Source organism: Kluyvera sichuanensis, from assembly GCF_014218705.1.
Lineage (GTDB): Bacteria > Pseudomonadota > Gammaproteobacteria > Enterobacterales > Enterobacteriaceae > Kluyvera > Kluyvera sichuanensis.
The window spans coordinates 167,735-186,703 of sequence record NZ_JABBJF010000005.1 but is presented as its reverse complement, the minus strand read 5'-3'; the positions used below and the strand labels follow the sequence as shown (position 1 = coordinate 186,703).

Below are 18,969 nucleotides of genomic sequence, written 5' to 3'. Positions count from 1 at the left end.
ATCGGGTAAAGTCAGGAGAGCTGTCATGGCTAAGATTGAGATCTATACCAAAGCGACATGTCCTTATTGCCATCGTGCGAAGGCGCTGCTGTCTGAAAAAGGCGTTGCCTTCCAGGAACTGCCAATCGACGGTAACGCCGAAAAGCGCGAAGAGATGATTCAGCGCAGCGGCCGTACCACGGTTCCGCAGATTTTTATTGATGCACAGCACATTGGCGGCTGTGATGACTTGTACGCGCTTGATGCGCGTGGTGGACTCGATCCCCTGCTGCGCTAATGCTTTGCGAAGCGTTCACGCCTGACCTGGGCGGGCGTGAGGCATACCGCTTTTTTTAAGGACAACACGAAAGGGTTTTTACACATGTCAGAACAAAACAACGCAGAAATGGCTTTCCAGATTCAGCGCATCTACACCAAAGATGTTTCTTTCGAAGCACCAAATGCACCACACGTTTTCCAGAAAGATTGGCAGCCAGAGGTTAAACTTGATCTTGATACGGCTTCCAACCAACTGGCTGAAGGCGTGTATGAAGTGGTGCTGCGTGTCACCGTAACGGCGACCCTTGGCGAAGAAACCGCGTTCCTGTGCGAAACTCAGCAGGCGGGTATCTTCTCCATCGAAGGTATTGAAGGGACTCAGATGGCGCATTGCCTGGGTGCATACTGCCCGAACATCCTGTTCCCGTATGCGCGTGAATGCATCACCAGCCTGGTTTCCCGTGGGACTTTCCCACAGCTGAACCTTGCGCCGGTTAACTTTGATGCGCTGTTCATGAACTATCTGCAACAGCAGGCTGGCGAAGGTGCAGAACAACATCAGGATGCCTGATGAACGCACTTAATGCTTCAATGACTGTGATCGGTGCCGGCTCGTACGGCACCGCTCTTGCCATCACCGTGGCAAGAAACGGGCACCAGGTTGTACTCTGGGGCCACGATCCCAAACATGTCGCGACCTTACAGCACGATCGCTGCAATGCGGCATTCCTTCCCGACGTTCCGTTCCCTGATACTCTCCATCTGGAAAGCGACTTAGCGACCGCGCTGGCCGCCAGCCGCGATATTCTGGTGGTGGTGCCAAGCCACGTGTTTGGCGACGTATTGCGCCAGATGAAACCGCTGCTGCGTCCTGACGCGCGCCTGTTATGGGCGACGAAAGGGCTGGAGGCTGAAACCGGCCGCCTGTTGCAGGACGTGGCGCGTGAAGCGCTGGGCGACGAGATTCCACTGGCGGTGATTTCCGGCCCGACCTTTGCCAAAGAACTGGCTGCAGGTATGCCAACGGCAATTTCGCTGGCGGCGACGGATCCGGTCTTTGCTGACGATTTGCAGCAGTTGCTGCACTGCGGCAAGAGCTTCCGCGTCTACAGCAACCCGGATTTCATCGGCGTCCAGTTGGGCGGCGCGGTGAAAAACGTGATTGCGATTGGCGCAGGTATCTCCGACGGTATCGGCTTTGGTGCGAACGCACGTACGGCGCTGATCACCCGTGGCCTGACCGAAATGTCGCGCCTCGGCGTGGCTCTGGGCGCTGATCCCGTGACCTTTATGGGTATGGCGGGGCTCGGCGATTTAGTGCTGACCTGTACCGACAACCAGTCGCGCAACCGTCGTTTCGGCATGGCGCTGGGGAAAGGCGCACAGGTTCAGGAAGCGCAGGACAGTATTGGCCAGGTGGTCGAAGGTTACCGTAATACCAAAGAAGTCCGCGAGTTGGCGCACCGTGTAGGTGTCGAAATGCCAATAACCGAGGAAATTTATCAGGTATTATATTGCGGAAAAAACGCGCGCGAGGCAGCATTGACCTTACTAGGTCGTGCACGCAAGGATGAGCATAGCGGCAGCTAGAAACGCAGGAAACCTTTGTCATCCCGACGATCCGGCAAGCGCAGACTTGCCGATCGTTCCAATATGTCTGGAGTAAGCAATGTCGTGTGAAGAACTGGAAATTGTCTGGAACAATATTAAAGCGGAAGCCAGGGCTCTGGCGGACTGTGAGCCTATGCTCGCCAGTTTCTATCACGCGACGTTACTCAAGCACGAAAACCTCGGCAGCGCCTTAAGCTACATGCTCGCCAACAAGCTGGCTTCGCCAATTATGCCCGCCATCGCTATTCGCGAAGTGGTGGAAGAGGCCTACGCCGCAGACCCGGAAATGATCGCTGCTGCCGCCTGTGATATTCAGGCCGTGCGCACCCGTGACCCGGCGGTCGACAAATATTCTACGCCGCTGCTGTATCTGAAAGGCTTCCACGCCTTACAGGCTTACCGTATCGGCCATTGGCTGTGGGCGCAGGGGCGACGCGCGCTGGCCATTTTCCTGCAAAACCAGGTATCGGTGTCGTTCCAGGTGGATATCCACCCGGCGGCGAAGATTGGCCGCGGCATCATGCTCGACCACGCGACCGGTATTGTGGTGGGCGAAACCGCGGTTATCGAAAACGACGTCTCTATCCTACAGTCCGTGACCCTCGGCGGTACCGGTAAAACCAGCGGCGACCGTCACCCGAAAATCCGCGAAGGCGTGATGATTGGTGCCGGGGCGAAGATCCTCGGCAATATTGAAGTGGGTCGCGGGGCGAAGATTGGCGCGGGCTCGGTAGTTCTCCAGCCGGTGCCACCACACACCACCGCTGCGGGCGTACCGGCGCGTATCGTCGGCAAGCCGGAGTCGGATAAACCGGCGATGGATATGGATCAGCACTTCAACGGCATCAACCACGGGTTTGAGTACGGCGACGGGATTTAACGTTGCTGTTTTCCCGGCGTCGCTTCATTCCGCCGGGCTACCTTCAAATGTAGCCCGGGCAAGGCACTAGCTGCGCAATACCGCGCCAGGATACCCCAGCTGGCGCCACGCTTCATACACCACCACCGACACCGCGTTTGACAGGTTCATGCTGCGGCTGTCCGGCATCATTGGAATACGGATTTTTTGCTCCGGCGGCAGCGCGTCCAGAATGGTTGCAGGCAGCCCGCGCGTTTCCGGGCCAAACATCAGATAGTCACCGTCCTGATAGTTCACCGCGCTGTGTGCGGGCGTACCTTTGGTGGTCAGGGCAAACAGACGCTGCGGGTTTTCGCGCTCAACAAAGGCGGCGTAATTGGCATAGCGTGTAACGGCAGTGAACTCATGGTAGTCCAACCCGGCGCGGCGTAGGCGTTTGTCGTCCCAGGCAAAGCCCATCGGTTCGATGATATGCAGACGAAAGCCGGTGTTGGCGCACAGACGGATGATGTTCCCGGTATTCGGCGGGATTTCAGGTTCGAATAAAACGATGTTAAGCATACTGCCCCCTTGGATTGCGGGGGGCAGGATAGCAGAATTTGGGGAAACCCTCACCCCGGCCCTCTCCCTGAAAGGGAGAGGGAGCAGAGCAGGTCTGCGGGCGAGCAAACGATACAGAACAGTCCCCTCGCCCCTACGGGGAGAGGGTTAGGGTGAGGGGGAAAAACCGCACGGACCTACGCCGCGCTCCCTTGTTTAATTGCTCCAAACGCCTGCGCCACTTCGCCGCTCTGCACTAGCGAATCACGGCTAATCTCTTTAATCGATTTCGCTCCGGTCAGCGTCATCGCCACCTTCATCTCTTTCTCAACCAGATTCAGCAGATTAGCCACGCCCGCCTGGCCGTGTGTCGCCAGCGCATACAGATACGCGCGGCCTAACAGTACGCTGTCCGCGCCCAGCGCAATCATGCGCACGACATCCAGGCCATTACGGATACCGCTGTCGGCGAGGATCGTAATATCGCCTTTCACCGCGTCGGCAATGGCTGGCAGCGCGCGGGCGGAAGAGAGCACGCCGTCGAGCTGGCGGCCGCCGTGGTTGGAGACGACGATCCCGTCGGCGCCGAAGCGCACCGCGTCGCGGGCATCTTCCGGGTCGAGGATCCCTTTGATCACCATCGGGCCATCCCAGAATTCGCGGATCCACTCCAGGTCTTTCCACGAGATGGATGGATCGAAGTTATTCGCCAGCCAGCCGATGTAATCTTCCAGCCCGGTTGGCTTGCCGAGGTAGGTGGAGATATTGCCTAAGTCGTGCGGGCGACCGTTCAGGCCCACGTCCCACGCCCACTGTGGATGGGTGGCGGCCTGCCAGTAGCGGCGCATGGCGGCATTCGGGCCGCTCATGCCGGAGTGAGCGTCACGATAGCGCGCGCCCGGGGTTGGCATATCGACGGTAAAGACCAGCGTTGAACAGCCCGCCGCTTTGGCGCGCTCCAGCGCGTTGCGCATAAAGCCGCGATCGCGCAGCACGTACAGCTGGAACCACATCGGGCGCTTGATGGTTGGTGCCACTTCTTCAATTGGGCAAACCGACACGGTGGAAAGCGTAAACGGAACACCTTTGGCATCGGCGGCGGCGGCGGCCTGCACCTCACCGCGACGGGCGTACATACCACATAAGCCAACCGGTGCCAGGGCGACTGGCATAGAAAGCTGCTCTTTGAACAGCGTGGTTTCGAGGCTTAGGTCGGACATATTTCTCAGGATACGCTGGCGCAGCGCCACATCTGACAGGTCTTCCACGTTGCGGCGCAGGGTGTGTTCTGCATACGCGCCACCGTCAATATAGTGGAACAAGAACGGTGGCAGGATGCGCTGGGCGGCAGCGCGATAGTCGCTCGCGGCGGAAATAATCATGCTTTTTTCTCCCTGGAAAGTTCAGTGTGGTCGTCGGGCAGGCGGGTGATCCGCGCCTGGCGGGCCAGGTCTTCATCAAAACGTTTTATGGTGGTGTGGACAAAGCCGAGGTGCGCCATCATCGCCTGACGGGCGCCTTCGGCATCGCCAGCGGTAATGGCGTTCAGTACGGCCAGATGCTGCTCGGTGAGCTTCGCAAAGACCGGTGGCACCAGATACATGCGCTCGCGGCTCTGAATGACTGAGGACTGCAGGAGGTCGAAAAAGCCGCGCATGGTTTGCAGCAGCACCACGTTGTGAGATGCCTCGGCGATGGCCAGATGGAAACGCACGTCGGCCTGTGAGGCGAGATCCGGGTCGTCGCTCTGGGTGGCTTCAAAGCAGAGGCGGATTTTCTCTTTGTCGGCATCGGTCGCGCGCATCGCGGCGTACCATGCGGTGCTGGCTTCGATGGCGTGGCGGGCTTCAAGGATATCGAAACTGTAGTCAGGGTCATCGGCCAGCAGGGTTTTCAGCGGCTGCACAATATTCTGTTCAGACCAGCCCTCATGTTGCCAGCGCACGAAGGTGCCGCCGCCGCGACGGCTAAGCAGTAGTCCTTCGCTCACCAGCTTCGCCAGCGCTTCGCGCAGAGAGTTGCGCGAGACGCCAAGCTGAGCTGCCAGCTTTCTTTCGGCGGGCAATCGCATGCCCGCCTCCAGTTGCTGTTCTTCAATCAGTGCCCGCACGCGGCAGGCGACATCGTCTGACAGACGTTTGGGCAGTATTATCACGGAATCATCCAGGTTAAGACGTAAGCCTGCAGCGTCGTTATCACGCCCACCATACAGGTGAAGATCAGGCTGTGTTTCACGGTAAAGCGGAACAGGTCAGACTCTTTACCCACCAGGCCAACCGCCGCACAGGCAATGGCGATGGACTGCGGTGAAATCATCTTCCCGGTCACGCCGCCGGTGGTGTTGGCGGCAACCAACAGCACATCCGACACGCCAATCTGCTGCGCGGCGGTCGCCTGAAGCGCGGCGAACAGGGCGTTAGAAGAGGTGTCTGAACCGGTCAGGAACACGCCGAGCCAACCCAGGAACGGTGAGAAGAAGGTGAACGCATGGCCGGTATGCGCCAGCGCCAGTGCCAGCGTCGACGACAGGCCGGAGTAGTTCGAGATAAAGGCGAACGCCAGCACCATGCCGATGGAGTAAATCGGTAACGCCAGCTCTTTCAGCGTGGAGCCAAAGGTGCTGATGGCATCTTTTGGCTTCATACGCAGCCAGACGATAGAAAGCAGGGCAGCAAACAGAATCGCGGTGCCAGTCGCTGACAGCCAGTCGAACTTATACACCGCCGCATAGGCCGTGGCCTGACTTACCACTGGAGGCATACGAGCAACCAGCTTGTCGAGGTACGGTACTGAAATGTTAATCACCAGGTCATACAACGCGCCGCCCGGTGCGAACAGTGCTTTAAACGGAGGGATGCTCCACAGGGTGACGGTCGCGGTCAGGAACAGGAACGGTGACCAGGCGCGAATCACTTGCCCTGCGGTGTAGTGAGTGCGTGACAGGTTCATATCGACCTGCGAAGCGCCCATATCGCCGAAGCGGAAAATACGTACCGGCTGCCAGCGCTTGAGGAACAGCGTCAGACACACCAGTGAAACCAGTGAAGAGATGATGTCCGGCAGTTCCGGCCCGAGGAAGTTGGAGCTGAGGTACTGGGCGATAGCAAACGAACCGCCCGCGACCATCACGGCAGGCCAGGTCTCTTTGACGCCGCGCCAGCCGTCCATAATCGCCATGATCCAGAACAGCACGATAATGGTCAGGAACGGCAACTGGCGACCCACCATCTGACCAATGTGGAAGCTATCGAGCCCGGTCACCTGACCAGCAACCAGAATCGGAATTCCCATTGCACCGAACGCCACCGGCGCGGTGTTGACGATAAGGCACAGGCCTGCGGCATACAGCGGGTTAAAGCCAAGGCCAACCAGCAGCGCGGCGGTAATCGCCACCGGCGCGCCAAAGCCCGCTGCCCCTTCGAGGAATGCACCGAAGGAGAAGCCAACAATCAGCATTTGCAGGCGCTGGTCCGGGGTAATCGAGAGGATCGACGAACGAATAATGTCGAACTGTCCGGTCTTCACCGAGATTTTGTAGACGAAAACGGCGGCGATAATAATCCAGGCAATCGGCCACAGGCCGTAGAAGAAGCCGTAAACCACCGACGCCAGCGCGCGATCAACCGGCATCTTGTAGAACAACAGCGCCACGGCCAGCGCGATAAATACCGTCCAGCTTGCCGCGACATAGCCTTTCAGCTTGAGCTTAATCAGCGCGAAGAAGAAGAACAGGATCGGAAGTGATGCGATCAGACTAGACAGCCAGATATTCCCAGCCGGGTCGTAGTTTTGTTGCCAGAGGCTCATGCAGGTCTCCAGGGGGCCACACGCGCCGGTTGCGGTGAGTCTATGCTCAGCTCTGCGTCACGGTTTGTGTAAAAGTGGCCCTGCCAATATGGTGATGTAGGGGTAATGCCAATGAATGGTTAACTAAATGTTATGTTCTAGCAATGTGTTTGTGACTAGAGATTATGGAATTGTGAACCAATAGCGATTTGGTTGTGAAATTGGTTGGGCCAATTGCGGGAGAGGTTTTGGGGAGGAAAGACAACCTTCTCCCGGCGGGAGAAGGTTCAGGGGAGGTGACTTAGAACTCGCTCTTCGCGAACCCGGTCATCTCCTGCAGGCCCATTTCGCGGCCAAGCGCGCTCATTGGGTGTACAACCACCAGACCGCGGACGCTTTTCTTCAGCTTGCCCATGTCGGCCTGTTCTTTTTTGGTAATCGCACGGCTGAACGGCAGTTTGGTCAGTTGCTGTGCTTCTTTACTCAGCTTCTGAGTACGGACTTCACGCAGACGCGCGATTTCCGTTTCAAGCTTGGTTTTTTCAACTTCAAGCTCAGCGTACTTTTCGGCGCCTTCCACCAGGGACAGCGCTGCCTGCTGGTGGCGGATCGCATCAAGCAGGTCGCTCAGGCGTTTAATTTCGTTTTTTTCGATTTCTTTCATGTTGCCGGTATCTGATAACAAATAGACGTAATAGCCTCTAGTATGCGCGTTGTCGCTCATTTCTGGTAGTTAATTATACAAAATGGAGAAGTTTCTTTGTGTGATAATTAGCAAATTATTTAAATAACAATATGAATTATAAAGTGATTTATAGAATGAGTTAACGCGATCGCTTTTTTGAAAATAAGTGACAAAAATCCGCACATTTTCCTTAACCGGGTTGGCGTTGATTATCCATTCTTAAGATAAGGTTAATCGATGAGGAGGACGTGCGATGAGCAATAAAATGGGTGAAAACATTCCGCAGATTATCGATAAAGCGGTCGATTTTATGGCCTCCAGCCAGGCGTTTGTCGAGTACCTGCACAAAAAGCCGCATAACGATCGCGTGCCGGACGATATTCCGGAAGATAAAGCCGGGATGTTCCTTGAGCGTTTGGCCTACTATCGCAACCTGTACCGTCCGGTAGATTCGCAGCACAAATAGCGTCGGTTTGGGCTGTTTCTCAAACGGGTAATGCACTGGGTATTACCCGGGATAGGCTTGCCTCTCTCCAGAAATAAAAATTACCCCGCCGGGTGATGGCGAAAATAGCGTTTGAGCATTATTTTCAACATATCGGTCAGTCGTGTATTCGGCCGCCAAACATCTCAAAAACCCGAATAGCGTGAATCTGAGGCAGGTATGTTTCTAAACTATTTTGCGTTGGGTGTGCTCATCTTCGTCTTTCTGGTGCTGTTTTACGGAATCATCATGATTCATGATATTCCCTATAACATCGCGAAAAAACGCAACCATCCCCATGCCGATGCGATTCATACCGCCGGGTGGGTTAGTCTGTTTACTCTGCATGTGATATGGCCGTTTTTATGGATCTGGGCGACGCTCTACCAGCCCGACCGGGGGTGGGGCATGCAGTCGCATATTCCTGCGCCAGAGCCTCAGCCACCCGCTGACGATACGCTTGCCCGGCTTACCCAAAGGGTGACGGATCTTGAGCAAAAGCTGGCGGAAATTCGCCCCTCGGCTGACACGACTGCGGAGCAATAAACATGGATCTGCTGATTGTTTTGACCTACGTCGCGCTCGCGTGGGCGGTATTTAAAATATTCCGTATTCCGGTGAATCAATGGACGCTGGCAACCGCGGCATTAGGCGGTGTCTTTTTAGTTAGCGGACTTATTTTATTAATGAACTATAACCACCCTTATACCTTTACGGCCCAGAAGGCGGTGATTTCCATTCCAATTACGCCGCAGGTCACCGGTGTAGTCAGCGAAGTGACGGATAAAAATAACCAGCTGATTAAAAAAGGCGAGGTGTTATTTAAACTCGACCCAACCCGCTATCAGGCGCGGGTCGACCGCCTCCAGGCTGACCTCGTCACCGCCACGCACAATGTTGATACCCTGAAGGGCCAGCTTTCCGAAGCGCAGGCCAATACCACGCGGGTTTCCGCAGAGCGTGACCGCTTGTACAAAGACTACCAGCGCTATCTCAAGGGCAGCCAGGCACGGGTGAACCCTTTCTCCGAAAGCGATATCGATAACGCCCGGCAGAACTATCTGGCCCTGGATGCGATGGTCAAAGGCTCGGTTGCCGAGCAGTCGCAAATTAAGAGCCAACTGGACAGCATGGTCAACGGTGAGCAGTCGCAGATTGTCAGCCTGCGCGCACAGTTGGCGGAAGCCAAATATAACCTCGACCAGACGGTGGTTCGCGCTCCGAGCGACGGCTACGCCACGCAGGTGCTGATTCGCCCAGGTACCTACGCCGCTGCGCTGCCGCTGCGCCCGGTGATGGTGTTTATCCCGGAACAGAAACGGCAGATAGTGGCGCAGTTCCGCCAGAACTCGCTGCTGCGACTGGAAGCGGGCGATGATGCTGAAGTGGTGTTTAACGCGCTGCCCGGCCAGGTGTTCCACGGTAAGCTCGCCAGCATACTGCCGGTGGTGCCCGGGGGCTCGTATCAGGCGCAGGGGGCGCTGCAATCGCTGACGGTGGTGCCGGGGACGGACGGCGTCATGGCGCTGATTGATTTAGACCCTAACGAAGAGGTGGATTCACTGCCGGACGGTATCTACGCGCAGGTTGCCGTTTACTCTGACCATTTCGCCCACGTCTCGGTAATGCGTAAAGTCCTGCTGCGTATGACCAGCTGGATGCATTATCTCTATCTGGATCACTAGACGGGTAAAAAGCAGAGGGCGAACGCGGCTGCCTGAGCCATACTGATCTCTTTGTTGGCGCAAAGGAGATGATAATGAAACTGGTCGGCAGCTACACCAGCCCATTTGTACGCAAAATATCGGTCCTCTTACTGGAAAAGGGGATCGCCTTTGAGTTTGTTAACGAACAGCCCTACAACGCTGAAAACGGCGTGGCGCAGTACAACCCGCTGGGTAAAGTGCCCGCGCTGGTGACGGATGACGGCGAGTGCTGGTTCGACTCACCGATTATCGCCGAGTACATCGAGCTGTTGGGCGTTGCGCCGGAGATGGTGCCGCGTGACCCGCTAGCCGCGCTGAAAGTACGTCAGATGGAATCGCTGGCTGACGGCATTATGGATGCTGGCCTGGCCTCCGTACGTGAACAGGCTCGCCCAGCCGCGCAGCAGTCGGAAGCCGAAGTGCTGCGCCAGCGTGAAAAAATTCGCCGCAGCCTGGATGCGCTGGAAGGTTATCTGGCCGACGGTACGCTAAAAACCGACACCCTCAACCTGGCCACCATCGCGATTGCCTGTGCGATTGGTTACCTGAACTTCCGCCGCATTGCGCCGGGCTGGTGCGTGGAAAGGCCAAATCTGGTGAAGCTCGCCGAAACGCTCTTCCTGCGTGAAAGCTTTGCGCGCACCGAACCGCCAAAGGCTTGATTGAACGCTATAACGCGGAGCCGCTGTACATTGTACAATCCCTCCCTTATGACTCCCTCTCCCGTCGGGAGGGGTAACATTTAACCGTCAGGCCTATTCATGACTACCGATACCCGTTCGCTCTACAGCCAGCTTCCGGCGACCGATCGCCTGCTTCGCGATCCCGCTTTTGCCCGTTTACTCGATACCCATGGTCACTCGCAGGTGGTGGAACAGCTCCGCCAGATGCAGGACGAGGCGCGCCTTTGCATTCGCGAGCAGCAGACGCTTCCCGCCTGGTGCGAAAATTGGGCGCAGGAGACGCTGTGCCGTTTGAACCGCGATGCGCAAAGCGCATTACGCCCGGTCATCAACCTGACGGGTACCGTGCTGCACACTAACCTCGGGCGCGCGCAGCAGGCGCAGGCGGCGATTGATGCCGTCACCCAGGCAATGCGTGACCCGGTGACGCTGGAGTACGATCTCGACGGTGCGGGGCGAGGGCACCGTGACCGCGCGCTGGCCGACCTGCTGTGCCGTTTAACCGGTGCGGAAGATGCCTGCATCGTGAATAACAACGCCGCGGCGGTGCTGCTGATGCTGGCGGCGACGGCGGCGGGAAAAGAAGTGGTGGTTTCACGCGGTGAGCTGGTGGAGATTGGCGGTGCGTTTCGCATTCCCGACGTGATGCGTCAGGCGGGCTGTGTGCTGCATGAAGTGGGCACCACCAACCGCACTCACGCGAAAGATTACCGTCAGGCCTTCAACGACAACACCGGGCTGCTGATGAAGGTACATACCAGCAACTACAGCATTGAAGGCTTTACCAAATCGGTAGAAGAAGCGGAGCTGGCGGAAATTGGTCGCGAGCTTGGCGTACCGGTAGTCGCCGATCTCGGCAGCGGTTCGCTTATCGATCTCAGCCGCTACGGTCTGCCGAAAGAACCCATGCCGCAGGAGATGATTGCCGCAGGCGTCAGCCTGGTCAGCTTCTCCGGCGACAAACTGCTCGGTGGCCCGCAGGCCGGGATTATCGTTGGTAAAAAGGCGCTGATAGCCCAGTTACAGCAGCACCCGCTTAAACGTGCGCTGCGCGCCGATAAAATGACGCTCGCCGCGCTGGAAGCCACGCTGCGCCTCTATTTGCACCCGGAAAAACTGGCGGCAGAGCTGCCGACGCTGCGTCTGCTAAGCCGCCCGGCGGAAGAGATTCACCAGCAGGCGTTACGCCTGCGCGAGCCGCTGCAGCAGCGCTATGGCGATGAGTTTGCGGTGCAGGTCATGCCGTGCGCGTCGCAGATTGGTAGCGGTTCGCTGCCGTCTGAAAGCCTGCCGAGCGCCGCGATTGCGCTGACGCCGCTGGATGGCAGAGGTAGCCGGCTGGAGGCGCTTTCCAGCGCCTGGCGCAGCCTGCCCGTTCCGGTCATTGGCCGTATTTATGATGGGCGTCTGTGGCTTGATTTACGCTGCCTTGAAGATGAACCCCGATTCCTGGAGATGTTGCTGAAATGATTATTGCCACCGCCGGTCACGTAGACCACGGCAAAACCACCCTGCTGCAGGCGCTCACCGGCATTAACGCCGACCGCCTGCCGGAAGAGAAATCCCGCGGTATGACGATTGACCTCGGTTACGCCTACTGGCCGCAGCCGGATGGGCGTGTGCTGGGCTTTATCGACGTCCCCGGGCATGAAAAATTCCTCTCCAATATGCTGGCAGGCGTTGGCGGCATTGACCATGCCCTGCTGGTGGTGGCATGCGATGACGGCGTGATGGCACAAACGCGTGAGCATCTGGCGATTCTTCAGTTGACCGGTAACCCGACGCTGACCGTCGCCTTAACCAAGGTCGACCGCGTTGATGCCGCGCGTATTGAAGAGGTTCGCCGTGAAGTTGCCGATGTTCTGTGTGAATACGGCTTTGAGCAGGCGACGCTGTTTGAAACCGCCGCGACGGAAAACCGCGGTATTGATGCGCTGCGCGACCATTTGCGCCAGCTGACTGCCCGCGAACATCCAGAAAACCAGCGTTTTCGTCTGGCGATTGACCGCGCGTTTACCGTTAAAGGCGCGGGGCTGGTGGTGACCGGTACGGCGCTGTCGGGCGATGTGCGCGTGGGCGACACGCTGTGGCTCACCGGCATGGACACGCCGATGCGCGTGCGCGGCCTGCATGCGCAGAATCAGCCTGTCGAACAGGCCCACGGTGGCCAACGTATTGCGCTGAATATCGCCGGTGCCGCGCAAAAAGAAGATCTTAACCGTGGTGACTGGCTGCTGAGCGAAGCGCCGCCTGCGCCGTCTGAACGGGTGATTGTCGAACTGCAAAGCCACGTACCGCTGACCCAGTGGCAGCCGCTGCATATCCACCATGCGGCGAGCCATATCACCGGGCGCGTGTCGTTGCTGGAAGATAATCTGGCCGAACTGGTGCTCGATGCACCGCTGTGGCTGGCGGATAACGACCGTCTGGTACTGCGCGATATCTCGGCAAAAGTGACGCTGGCCGGGGCACGCGTGGTGACGCTCAATTCGCCGCGTCGCGGCAAGCGTAAACCTGAATATCTGGCGTGGATTGCCGCATTGGCGCTGGCCAAAGAAGATGCGCAGGCGCTGGCGGTGCATCTCACCCGCGATGCCGTTAATCTGCGTGATTTTGCCTGGGCGCGTCAGTTGAGTCCCCAGGGCCTTGAGAAGCTGATTGCTCAGCCGGGCTTTATTCTCGCGGGCGACAGCCTGCTGGATGCGCCGCTGGCGGCCCGCTGGCAGCGCAAACTGCTGGACGCGCTGGCGATTTATCATGAGCAGCACAAAGATGAGCCGGGCCCGGGGCGCGAGCGCTTACGCCGCATTGCGTTACCGATGGAAGACGAAGCGCTGGTGCTGACGCTTATCGAGCAAATGCGTGAAAGCGGCGTGATTGCCAGCCATCATGGCTGGCTGCATCTGCCGGACCATAAGGCAGGCTTTACCGATGAACAGCAGGCGGTATGGCAGAAAGCCGCGCCGTTGTTTGGCGACGAGCCGTGGTGGGTACGTGACCTGGCGACGCAAACGGCTACCGATGAGAACACCATGCGCAGCGTGTTACGCCTGGCGGCGCAGCAGGGGATGATCACCGCGATTGTCAAAGACCGCTATTATCGCAATGACCGGATTGTGACCTTTGCGAGCATGATCCGCGAACTCGACCAGGAAAAAGGCTCGACCTGCGCGGCGGATTTCCGCGATAAGCTCAACGTCGGCCGTAAGCTGGCGATTCAGATACTGGAATATTTTAACCGTATTGGTTTTACCCGCCGCCGTGGCAACGACCACTTATTACGCGATGCGCTATTGTTCCCGGATAATAAAAATTAACAAATCAATGCGAAAAGATATCAAATAAAATACATAGATATATAAAACTCTAAAAAGCACACCATAAACAATAACATGGCGTGCTTTTTATTTTATTCATGGATAAAAATGCCAACTTGATCGGGTTTTCTCGATAAATATTGCTATAGCCTCGGGAGCCTGCTTATTAAATAAAGGAACTATCATGGCTGCATCGACTTTTTTCATTCCATCAGTGAATGTCATCGGTAATGGCGCGTTGAATGACGCAATGAATACAATGAAAGCGTATGGCTATCGCCGTGCGCTGATTGTCACCGATGCGGTGCTGAATAAGCTAGGTGTCGCGGGCGATATCCAGAAACGTCTGCAGGAATTCGACATTCTGAGCGTGGTATTTGATGGTACTCATCCGAACCCAACGACGGTTAACGTTGAAGAAGGTCTGGAAATGCTGCGCGCCAATGATTGCGATTGCGTCATCTCCCTGGGCGGTGGTTCCCCGCACGACTGCGCGAAAGGGATCGCGCTGGTGGCAGCCAACGGCGGCGATATCCGTGATTACGAAGGCGTTGACCGCTCTGCAAAACCGCAGCTGCCGATGATCGCGATTAACACTACCGCGGGTACGGCGTCTGAAATGACCCGTTTCTGCATCATCACCGACGTGACGCGTCATATCAAAATGGCGATTGTCGACAAACATGTGACGCCAGTGCTGTCCGTTAACGACTCCTCCCTGATGGAAGGCATGCCGAAAGGGCTGACTGCCGCCACCGGTATGGATGCGCTGACTCATGCTATCGAAGCCTACGTTTCTATCGCCGCAACGCCGATTACCGATGCGTGTGCGCTGAAAGCGATCACCATGATTGTTGAAAACCTGCCGACTGCCGTTGAACAGGGCAGCAATAGCGAAGCGCGTGAAGCGATGGCCTATGCGCAGTTCCTGGCGGGCATGGCGTTCAACAATGCTTCCCTGGGCTACGTTCACGCCATGGCGCACCAGCTGGGCGGTTTCTACGACCTGCCGCACGGCGTTTGCAACGCGGTACTGCTGCCGCACGTTCAGGTGTTCAACAGCAAAGTGGCTGCTGCACGTCTGCGCGATTGCGCGAAAGCGATGAATATCGACGTGAGCGCGATGAACGACGAGCAGGGCGCGGCGGCATGCGTTGATGCGATCCGTAAACTGGCGCGTCAGGTGAATATTCCTGCTGGCCTGCGTGACCTGAACGTGAAAGAAGAGGATATCCCGGTGCTGGCAACCAACGCACTGAAAGACGCGTGCGGTTTCACTAACCCTATCCAGGCCACCCACGAAGAGATCATGGCGATTTTCCGCGCGGCGATGTAATTCGGACTCGGCGTTAAAAAAAAGCAGAACGCTTGCGTTCTGCTTTTTTTGTGCCTGTAGCCCGGCCAAGCGCAGCGCCGCCGGGGGACCCGGAGTCGGCGTATTCACGCCTCGTCCGGGCTACAATGGTTACATCTCCGCTGACTTTTCTTCGTTAACCCAAATACGCATTTCCCCCTCGCCACGGTTAGCCCAGCTAAACCACGGAATAAAGGTCAGCGTCTGCGTCTGACGTTCGGCTGGCGCCGTGTCGTAATGCCACAACGACTGCTTTTCTGGATGACGCGTGGTGTATTTCACGCCTTGCGCCTGCAGCAAAACCTTGTGGGCGAAAATGCCTTTGCCTTCCAGCTCGGTAAACACTGCGTTATCCGGCAGCCACAGGTTATGCAGTTCTTCACCGTTATCGGCCTGCTCCAGGCAGTAGACCAGCGGCCCACGCTGCACGGCGACTTTCCCAGCGACGTGGCGCACCAGCGGGTTACCGTAGACGCGGCGCACCGGCATCGGCATTGTCAGGGTGAGCGTATCGCCCTCAACCCAAGTGCGGCTGATATGCAGATAGCCTTTTTTCACCGTCCCCGCGACGTCACGGCCGTTCAGCGCCACCTGCGGCGCGCTGCACCAGTCAGGCAGACGCAGCGCCAGCGTGTGGGTCAGCGGATCCGGTGAATCAATGGCTACCTTGACCTGCTCCTGCCACGGATAGTTGCCGCTAATGCGCAGGCGTAGCGTTCGATCGCCCACCGGCACTTCTACGCTGTTGCCAATGTAGAGGTTCACGTACAGCGCATCTTCGCGCGGCGTGTAGATATAGTGGCCGATGGAGGTCAGCACGCGGGCGATATTCGGTGGGCAGCAGGCGCAGCCGAACCAGCGCTGGCGCACGGGCTTCACGTGGTCGTAGATGTGGTTAAACTGCAGCGTTTTTGGGTGCACTTCCAGTGGGTTAACGTAGAAGAAGTGTTTCCCGTCCAGCGCCATACCGCCGAGCACCGTGTTATACAGGGCGCGTTCCATGACGTCGGCATACTGGCTGTCGCCTTCCATTTCCAGCATGCGGCGGGCGAACATCATCAGGCCAATCGAGGCGCAACTTTCGGCGTAGACCGTGTCGTTCGGCAGGTCGTAGTCGCTGCTAAAGGCTTCCCCGCTGCTTTGAGAACCGATGCCGCCAGTAATGTACAGCTGACGCTGCGCCATGTTGTTCCACAGGCGCAGACAGTCCTGGCGTTTACTTTCGTCATGGCTTAGCCGGGCAAGGTGCGCCACGCCGGTCATCAGGTAGACAAAGCGCACCGCATGGCCGATAGCGGTTTGCTGCTCGGCAAGCGGCTGGTGCGCCTGGCTGTAGGCTTTATCTTTCACCATCCAGGCCGGGCCGTAGGTATGCCAGTAGGAGGTGTGACCGCGTTTTTCGTACTCGTCGTCATAGAAGTGCGGCTGCTTGCCGCGTTCTTCGACGAAATAATTGACCAGCGCCATGTAGCGTGGCTCCTGAGTCACTTCATACAGGCGCATCAGCGCCAGTTCGATCTCTGGGTGGCCCGGATAGCCGTGGATCTGCTGCTCACCGGTGCCAAAGACCTGGTAGATATGGTCAGCCAGGCGGCATACCACCTCGAGCAGGCGGCGCTTGCCGGTGGCCTGGAAGAAGGCTACGCCCGCTTCTATCATATGCCCGGCACAGTAAAGCTCGTGGCATTCGGCCAGGTTGGTCCAGCGTTCATCAGGCGCTTTCGCCGTAAAGTAGGTGTTGAGATAGCCGTCTTCGCACTGGGCGGCGGCCACCAGTTCGATGACTTCATCGGCGGTGCGTTCAAGCTCGGCATCTGGCTTTTGGCATAGCGACCAGGCGACGGCTTCCAGCCATTTCGCTACGTCGCTGTCCTGGAAGACCATGCCGTAAAATTCCCCCTCCTGCTGCCCGGTGGCGATGCGGAAATTCTCTATTGCGTGGCTCGGCTCAGCGTCGTCTATCCGGTCATTCAGCGCATCCCATTGATACGGGATCACCACATCGCGCACCAACTGCTGGTACTGGGCGAAAAACGGGTCATTCACTTTCAAGGTATGCAAATCGACTTCCATAGCGGACATGACAAACTCCTCAGGATGAAACGTGACGCGCGCGCAGGTCGGTAGCAATGCGCGACATCATAGGGTTAGTGAGCTTGCAGGCGCGGATGGAGAACGCCAGCAGCAGGTGGAACAGCGCCGGTAACAGCGTCTCGGTGGCGGTGATCCCGGCCAGTGACGAGGCGGTTTGATTGCCTGCGCCCGGCTGATAGGCGACGTAGATAAACACCAGGCTGATGATGCCGGCGCTGGATGCCCAGGCGAGCTTGATGCAAAACAGATTGAAGGCGAAGTTCATGCCGGATGAACGTACGCCGGTTTTCCACTCGCCGTAATCATCGGAGAAGGCCATCAGGGAGAAGTGCAGCGGCAGCGTAAAGCCCAGAATGATGCCGTTGCCGAGGATAACGGCCAGCCATAGCGTCTGGTAGGCGGCCCCGGTCGGTAAGAACCACATCAGCACGGCGAGCGCCGCCAGTACCAGGTTGGTGTGGTAGTACAGTTTGACGGTATCAAAGCGGCGCGACAGGAAGTTGATGATCACCGAACCGAAAATAGACGCGAAGGTCACCATGGTGAAGAACAGCGAGGTGTAGCCGGTAGAGCCGCCGAGGACGTAGGTGATGAAGTACATATAGCCGCCGCCGCGAATATTAAACACGTTGATCAGCAGGAAGGACATCAGCAGCATCAGCAGCAGTTGGTCGTTTTTACGCAGCCCGGCGATGTGTTCACGCAGGGTGAATTTGCCCATCATGTCCAGCGAAACGCGCTCGCGAACCCAGAAGAAGCAGCACAGGAACATCACGGCGGCAATCGCGCAGAGGATGCCCACGCCATACTGATAGCCCTGAGCGCTGTTGCCCTGACCCAGTACGTTCACCAACCACGGCAGGCCGACGGAGACCAAAAAGCCCGCCACGCCGCACAGTACAAAGCGCCAGGCCTGGCAGGAGATCACCTCGCTATGGCGCGTAGTCATGGTGTTAATCAGCGCGCAATAAGGGACGTTAATGGCGGTGTAGCTAATGGAGAGCAGCAGATAGGTACCGAAGGCCCAGGCAATTTTTACGCCCATGCTGGCATCGGGCACGGTAAAGGTCAGCACGCCGACAATCGCAATGGGAACCGCAATCCACAGCTGCCATGGGCGAAAGCGCCCCCAGCGGCTGCGGGTACGGTCTGCGACCACGCCCATAATCGGGTCGGAAATTGCATCAAAAATGCGAAGTACCATAAAGAGCGTACCAACGACCGCGGGCGTCAGGCCAAAAACGTCGGTGTAGAAAAAGGTGAGAAAGTTGCCGATGAGACAGGTAATGACGGTGCCGCCTGCATCGCCAAGGCCGTAGCCGATTTTCTCCCGAACGGTTAACTTCTCGTCCAGGGTACCCGGCACAACCTCGCTGGTGGAAATGGGTGTAGCGGTCATGGGATGCTCCTCGCAGTGTGGAGATGTCTGCTTTTAGTAGGGATATTGTTGTTGTGTCATGACCTGTTTAATTTTGCCTGGAAAACGAAGACCAACAAGGTCACAAAGAAGTATAAAAAGTGGGTAATTCCGACCTGATTGGAAAAGTGTGAAGGTGATCGAGCATAAACGACTTTAATTGTTAATAATCAAA

The 18,969-nt window shown here is 57.3% G+C and carries 18 protein-coding genes; 11 read left to right on the top strand and 7 right to left on the bottom strand.

Translation table 11 applies throughout. From position 1 onward, the window contains the following. Positions 1-25: 25 nt before the first annotated feature. From grxC to cysE, 4 genes are all read left to right on the top strand, one after another. Entirely contained in the window at positions 26-277 is a 252-nt protein-coding gene (grxC, locus tag HII27_RS08360; RefSeq protein WP_185667469.1) for a glutaredoxin 3, read from the top strand. Between the two features lie 84 nt (positions 278-361). Beyond that, entirely contained in the window at positions 362-829 is a 468-nt protein-coding gene (gene secB / locus HII27_RS08355) for a protein-export chaperone SecB (protein ID WP_064541041.1), read from the top strand. Further along, entirely contained in the window at positions 829-1,848 is a 1,020-nt protein-coding gene (gpsA, locus tag HII27_RS08350) for an NAD(P)H-dependent glycerol-3-phosphate dehydrogenase (protein ID WP_185667468.1), read from the top strand. Before secB ends, gpsA begins: the two co-directional genes overlap by 1 nt. Before the next feature lie 79 nt (positions 1,849-1,927). Continuing rightward, positions 1,928-2,749, top strand: a complete 822-nt coding sequence (cysE, locus tag HII27_RS08345) for a serine O-acetyltransferase (RefSeq protein WP_185667467.1) — start codon at positions 1,928-1,930, stop codon at positions 2,747-2,749. 66 nt (positions 2,750-2,815) lie between these two features. On the opposite strand, the gene trmL is transcribed toward cysE, so the two are convergent. From trmL to HII27_RS08320, 5 genes are all read right to left on the bottom strand, one after another. After that, on the bottom strand, positions 2,816-3,289 hold the full coding sequence (trmL, locus tag HII27_RS08340) for a tRNA (uridine(34)/cytosine(34)/5-carboxymethylaminomethyluridine(34)-2'-O)-methyltransferase TrmL (protein WP_185667466.1): 474 nt from the start codon (positions 3,287-3,289) through the stop codon (positions 2,816-2,818). 176 nt (positions 3,290-3,465) lie between these two features. Further along, complete coding sequence (gene lldD, locus HII27_RS08335; protein WP_185667465.1) at positions 3,466-4,650, bottom strand: FMN-dependent L-lactate dehydrogenase LldD; 1,185 nt, start codon at positions 4,648-4,650, stop codon at positions 3,466-3,468. After that, on the bottom strand, positions 4,647-5,423 hold the full coding sequence (gene lldR, locus HII27_RS08330) for a transcriptional regulator LldR (RefSeq protein ID WP_185667464.1): 777 nt from the start codon (positions 5,421-5,423) through the stop codon (positions 4,647-4,649). The genes lldD and lldR overlap by 4 nt, the downstream gene beginning before the upstream one ends. After that, entirely contained in the window at positions 5,420-7,075 is a 1,656-nt protein-coding gene (lldP, locus tag HII27_RS08325; protein ID WP_185667463.1) for an L-lactate permease, read from the bottom strand. Before lldP ends, lldR begins: the two co-directional genes overlap by 4 nt. A gap of 280 nt (positions 7,076-7,355) precedes the next feature. Continuing rightward, positions 7,356-7,718, bottom strand: coding sequence for a YibL family ribosome-associated protein (locus tag HII27_RS08320; protein ID WP_185667462.1), 363 nt, complete (start codon positions 7,716-7,718; stop codon positions 7,356-7,358). A 274-nt stretch (positions 7,719-7,992) separates the two neighbouring features. Between HII27_RS08320 and HII27_RS08315 the strand changes: the two genes are divergently transcribed. The 7 genes from HII27_RS08315 (at position 7,993) to yiaY (ending at position 15,265) form a co-directional block, all read left to right on the top strand. After that, positions 7,993-8,205, top strand: a complete 213-nt coding sequence (locus tag HII27_RS08315) for a hypothetical protein (RefSeq protein WP_185667461.1) — start codon at positions 7,993-7,995, stop codon at positions 8,203-8,205. 198 nt (positions 8,206-8,403) lie between these two features. Further along, positions 8,404-8,769 carry a DUF3302 domain-containing protein gene (locus HII27_RS08310; RefSeq protein ID WP_185667460.1) on the top strand — a complete coding sequence of 122 codons (366 nt, stop codon included), beginning with the start codon at positions 8,404-8,406 and terminating at the stop codon, positions 8,767-8,769. Between the two features lie 2 nt (positions 8,770-8,771). After that, complete coding sequence (locus tag HII27_RS08305) at positions 8,772-9,908, top strand: HlyD family secretion protein (protein ID WP_185667459.1); 1,137 nt, start codon at positions 8,772-8,774, stop codon at positions 9,906-9,908. 74 nt (positions 9,909-9,982) lie between these two features. After that, complete coding sequence (locus HII27_RS08300; RefSeq protein WP_185667458.1) at positions 9,983-10,591, top strand: glutathione S-transferase; 609 nt, start codon at positions 9,983-9,985, stop codon at positions 10,589-10,591. Positions 10,592-10,690: 99 nt separating this feature from the next. Further along, the gene (gene selA, locus HII27_RS08295) at positions 10,691-12,082 is read left to right on the top strand and encodes an L-seryl-tRNA(Sec) selenium transferase (protein ID WP_185667457.1); all 1,392 of its coding nucleotides are present in this window, start codon (positions 10,691-10,693) and stop codon (positions 12,080-12,082) included. Continuing rightward, positions 12,079-13,929 (top strand): selenocysteine-specific translation elongation factor, encoded by a 1,851-nt coding sequence (gene selB, locus HII27_RS08290; protein ID WP_185667456.1) that lies wholly within the window; start codon positions 12,079-12,081, stop codon positions 13,927-13,929. The genes selA and selB overlap by 4 nt, the downstream gene beginning before the upstream one ends. 184 nt (positions 13,930-14,113) lie before the next feature. Then, entirely contained in the window at positions 14,114-15,265 is a 1,152-nt protein-coding gene (yiaY, locus tag HII27_RS08285) for an L-threonine dehydrogenase (RefSeq protein ID WP_185667455.1), read from the top strand. A gap of 129 nt (positions 15,266-15,394) precedes the next feature. On the opposite strand, the gene HII27_RS08280 is transcribed toward yiaY, so the two are convergent. Further along, positions 15,395-17,365, bottom strand: a complete 1,971-nt coding sequence (locus HII27_RS08280) for a glycoside hydrolase family 127 protein (protein ID WP_185667454.1) — start codon at positions 17,363-17,365, stop codon at positions 15,395-15,397. A gap of 10 nt (positions 17,366-17,375) precedes the next feature. Then, positions 17,376-18,776 (bottom strand): MFS transporter, encoded by a 1,401-nt coding sequence (locus HII27_RS08275; protein ID WP_185667453.1) that lies wholly within the window; start codon positions 18,774-18,776, stop codon positions 17,376-17,378. Positions 18,777-18,969: the final 193 nt, after the last annotated feature.

Bases quoted from the DNA above. Each gene is read 5' to 3' on its own strand.
- grxC (WP_185667469.1), top strand. From the start codon at position 26: ATGGCTAAGATTGAGATCTATACCAAAGCGACATGTCCTTATTGCCAT.
- selB (WP_185667456.1), top strand. From the start codon at position 12,079: ATGATTATTGCCACCGCCGGTCACGTAGACCACGGCAAAACCACCCTG.
- lldD (WP_185667465.1), bottom strand. From the start codon at position 4,650: ATGATTATTTCCGCCGCGAGCGACTATCGCGCTGCCGCCCAGCGCATC.
- lldP (WP_185667463.1), bottom strand. From the start codon at position 7,075: ATGAGCCTCTGGCAACAAAACTACGACCCGGCTGGGAATATCTGGCTG.
- selA (WP_185667457.1), top strand. From the start codon at position 10,691: ATGACTACCGATACCCGTTCGCTCTACAGCCAGCTTCCGGCGACCGAT.
- yiaY (WP_185667455.1), top strand. From the start codon at position 14,114: ATGGCTGCATCGACTTTTTTCATTCCATCAGTGAATGTCATCGGTAAT.
- secB (WP_064541041.1), top strand. From the start codon at position 362: ATGTCAGAACAAAACAACGCAGAAATGGCTTTCCAGATTCAGCGCATC.
- HII27_RS08315 (WP_185667461.1), top strand. From the start codon at position 7,993: ATGAGCAATAAAATGGGTGAAAACATTCCGCAGATTATCGATAAAGCG.
- HII27_RS08320 (WP_185667462.1), bottom strand. From the start codon at position 7,718: ATGAAAGAAATCGAAAAAAACGAAATTAAACGCCTGAGCGACCTGCTT.
- HII27_RS08275 (WP_185667453.1), bottom strand. From the start codon at position 18,776: ATGACCGCTACACCCATTTCCACCAGCGAGGTTGTGCCGGGTACCCTG.
- HII27_RS08310 (WP_185667460.1), top strand. From the start codon at position 8,404: ATGTTTCTAAACTATTTTGCGTTGGGTGTGCTCATCTTCGTCTTTCTG.
- HII27_RS08280 (WP_185667454.1), bottom strand. From the start codon at position 17,365: ATGTCCGCTATGGAAGTCGATTTGCATACCTTGAAAGTGAATGACCCG.
- gpsA (WP_185667468.1), top strand. From the start codon at position 829: ATGAACGCACTTAATGCTTCAATGACTGTGATCGGTGCCGGCTCGTAC.
- trmL (WP_185667466.1), bottom strand. From the start codon at position 3,289: ATGCTTAACATCGTTTTATTCGAACCTGAAATCCCGCCGAATACCGGG.
- cysE (WP_185667467.1), top strand. From the start codon at position 1,928: ATGTCGTGTGAAGAACTGGAAATTGTCTGGAACAATATTAAAGCGGAA.
- HII27_RS08305 (WP_185667459.1), top strand. From the start codon at position 8,772: ATGGATCTGCTGATTGTTTTGACCTACGTCGCGCTCGCGTGGGCGGTA.
- HII27_RS08300 (WP_185667458.1), top strand. From the start codon at position 9,983: ATGAAACTGGTCGGCAGCTACACCAGCCCATTTGTACGCAAAATATCG.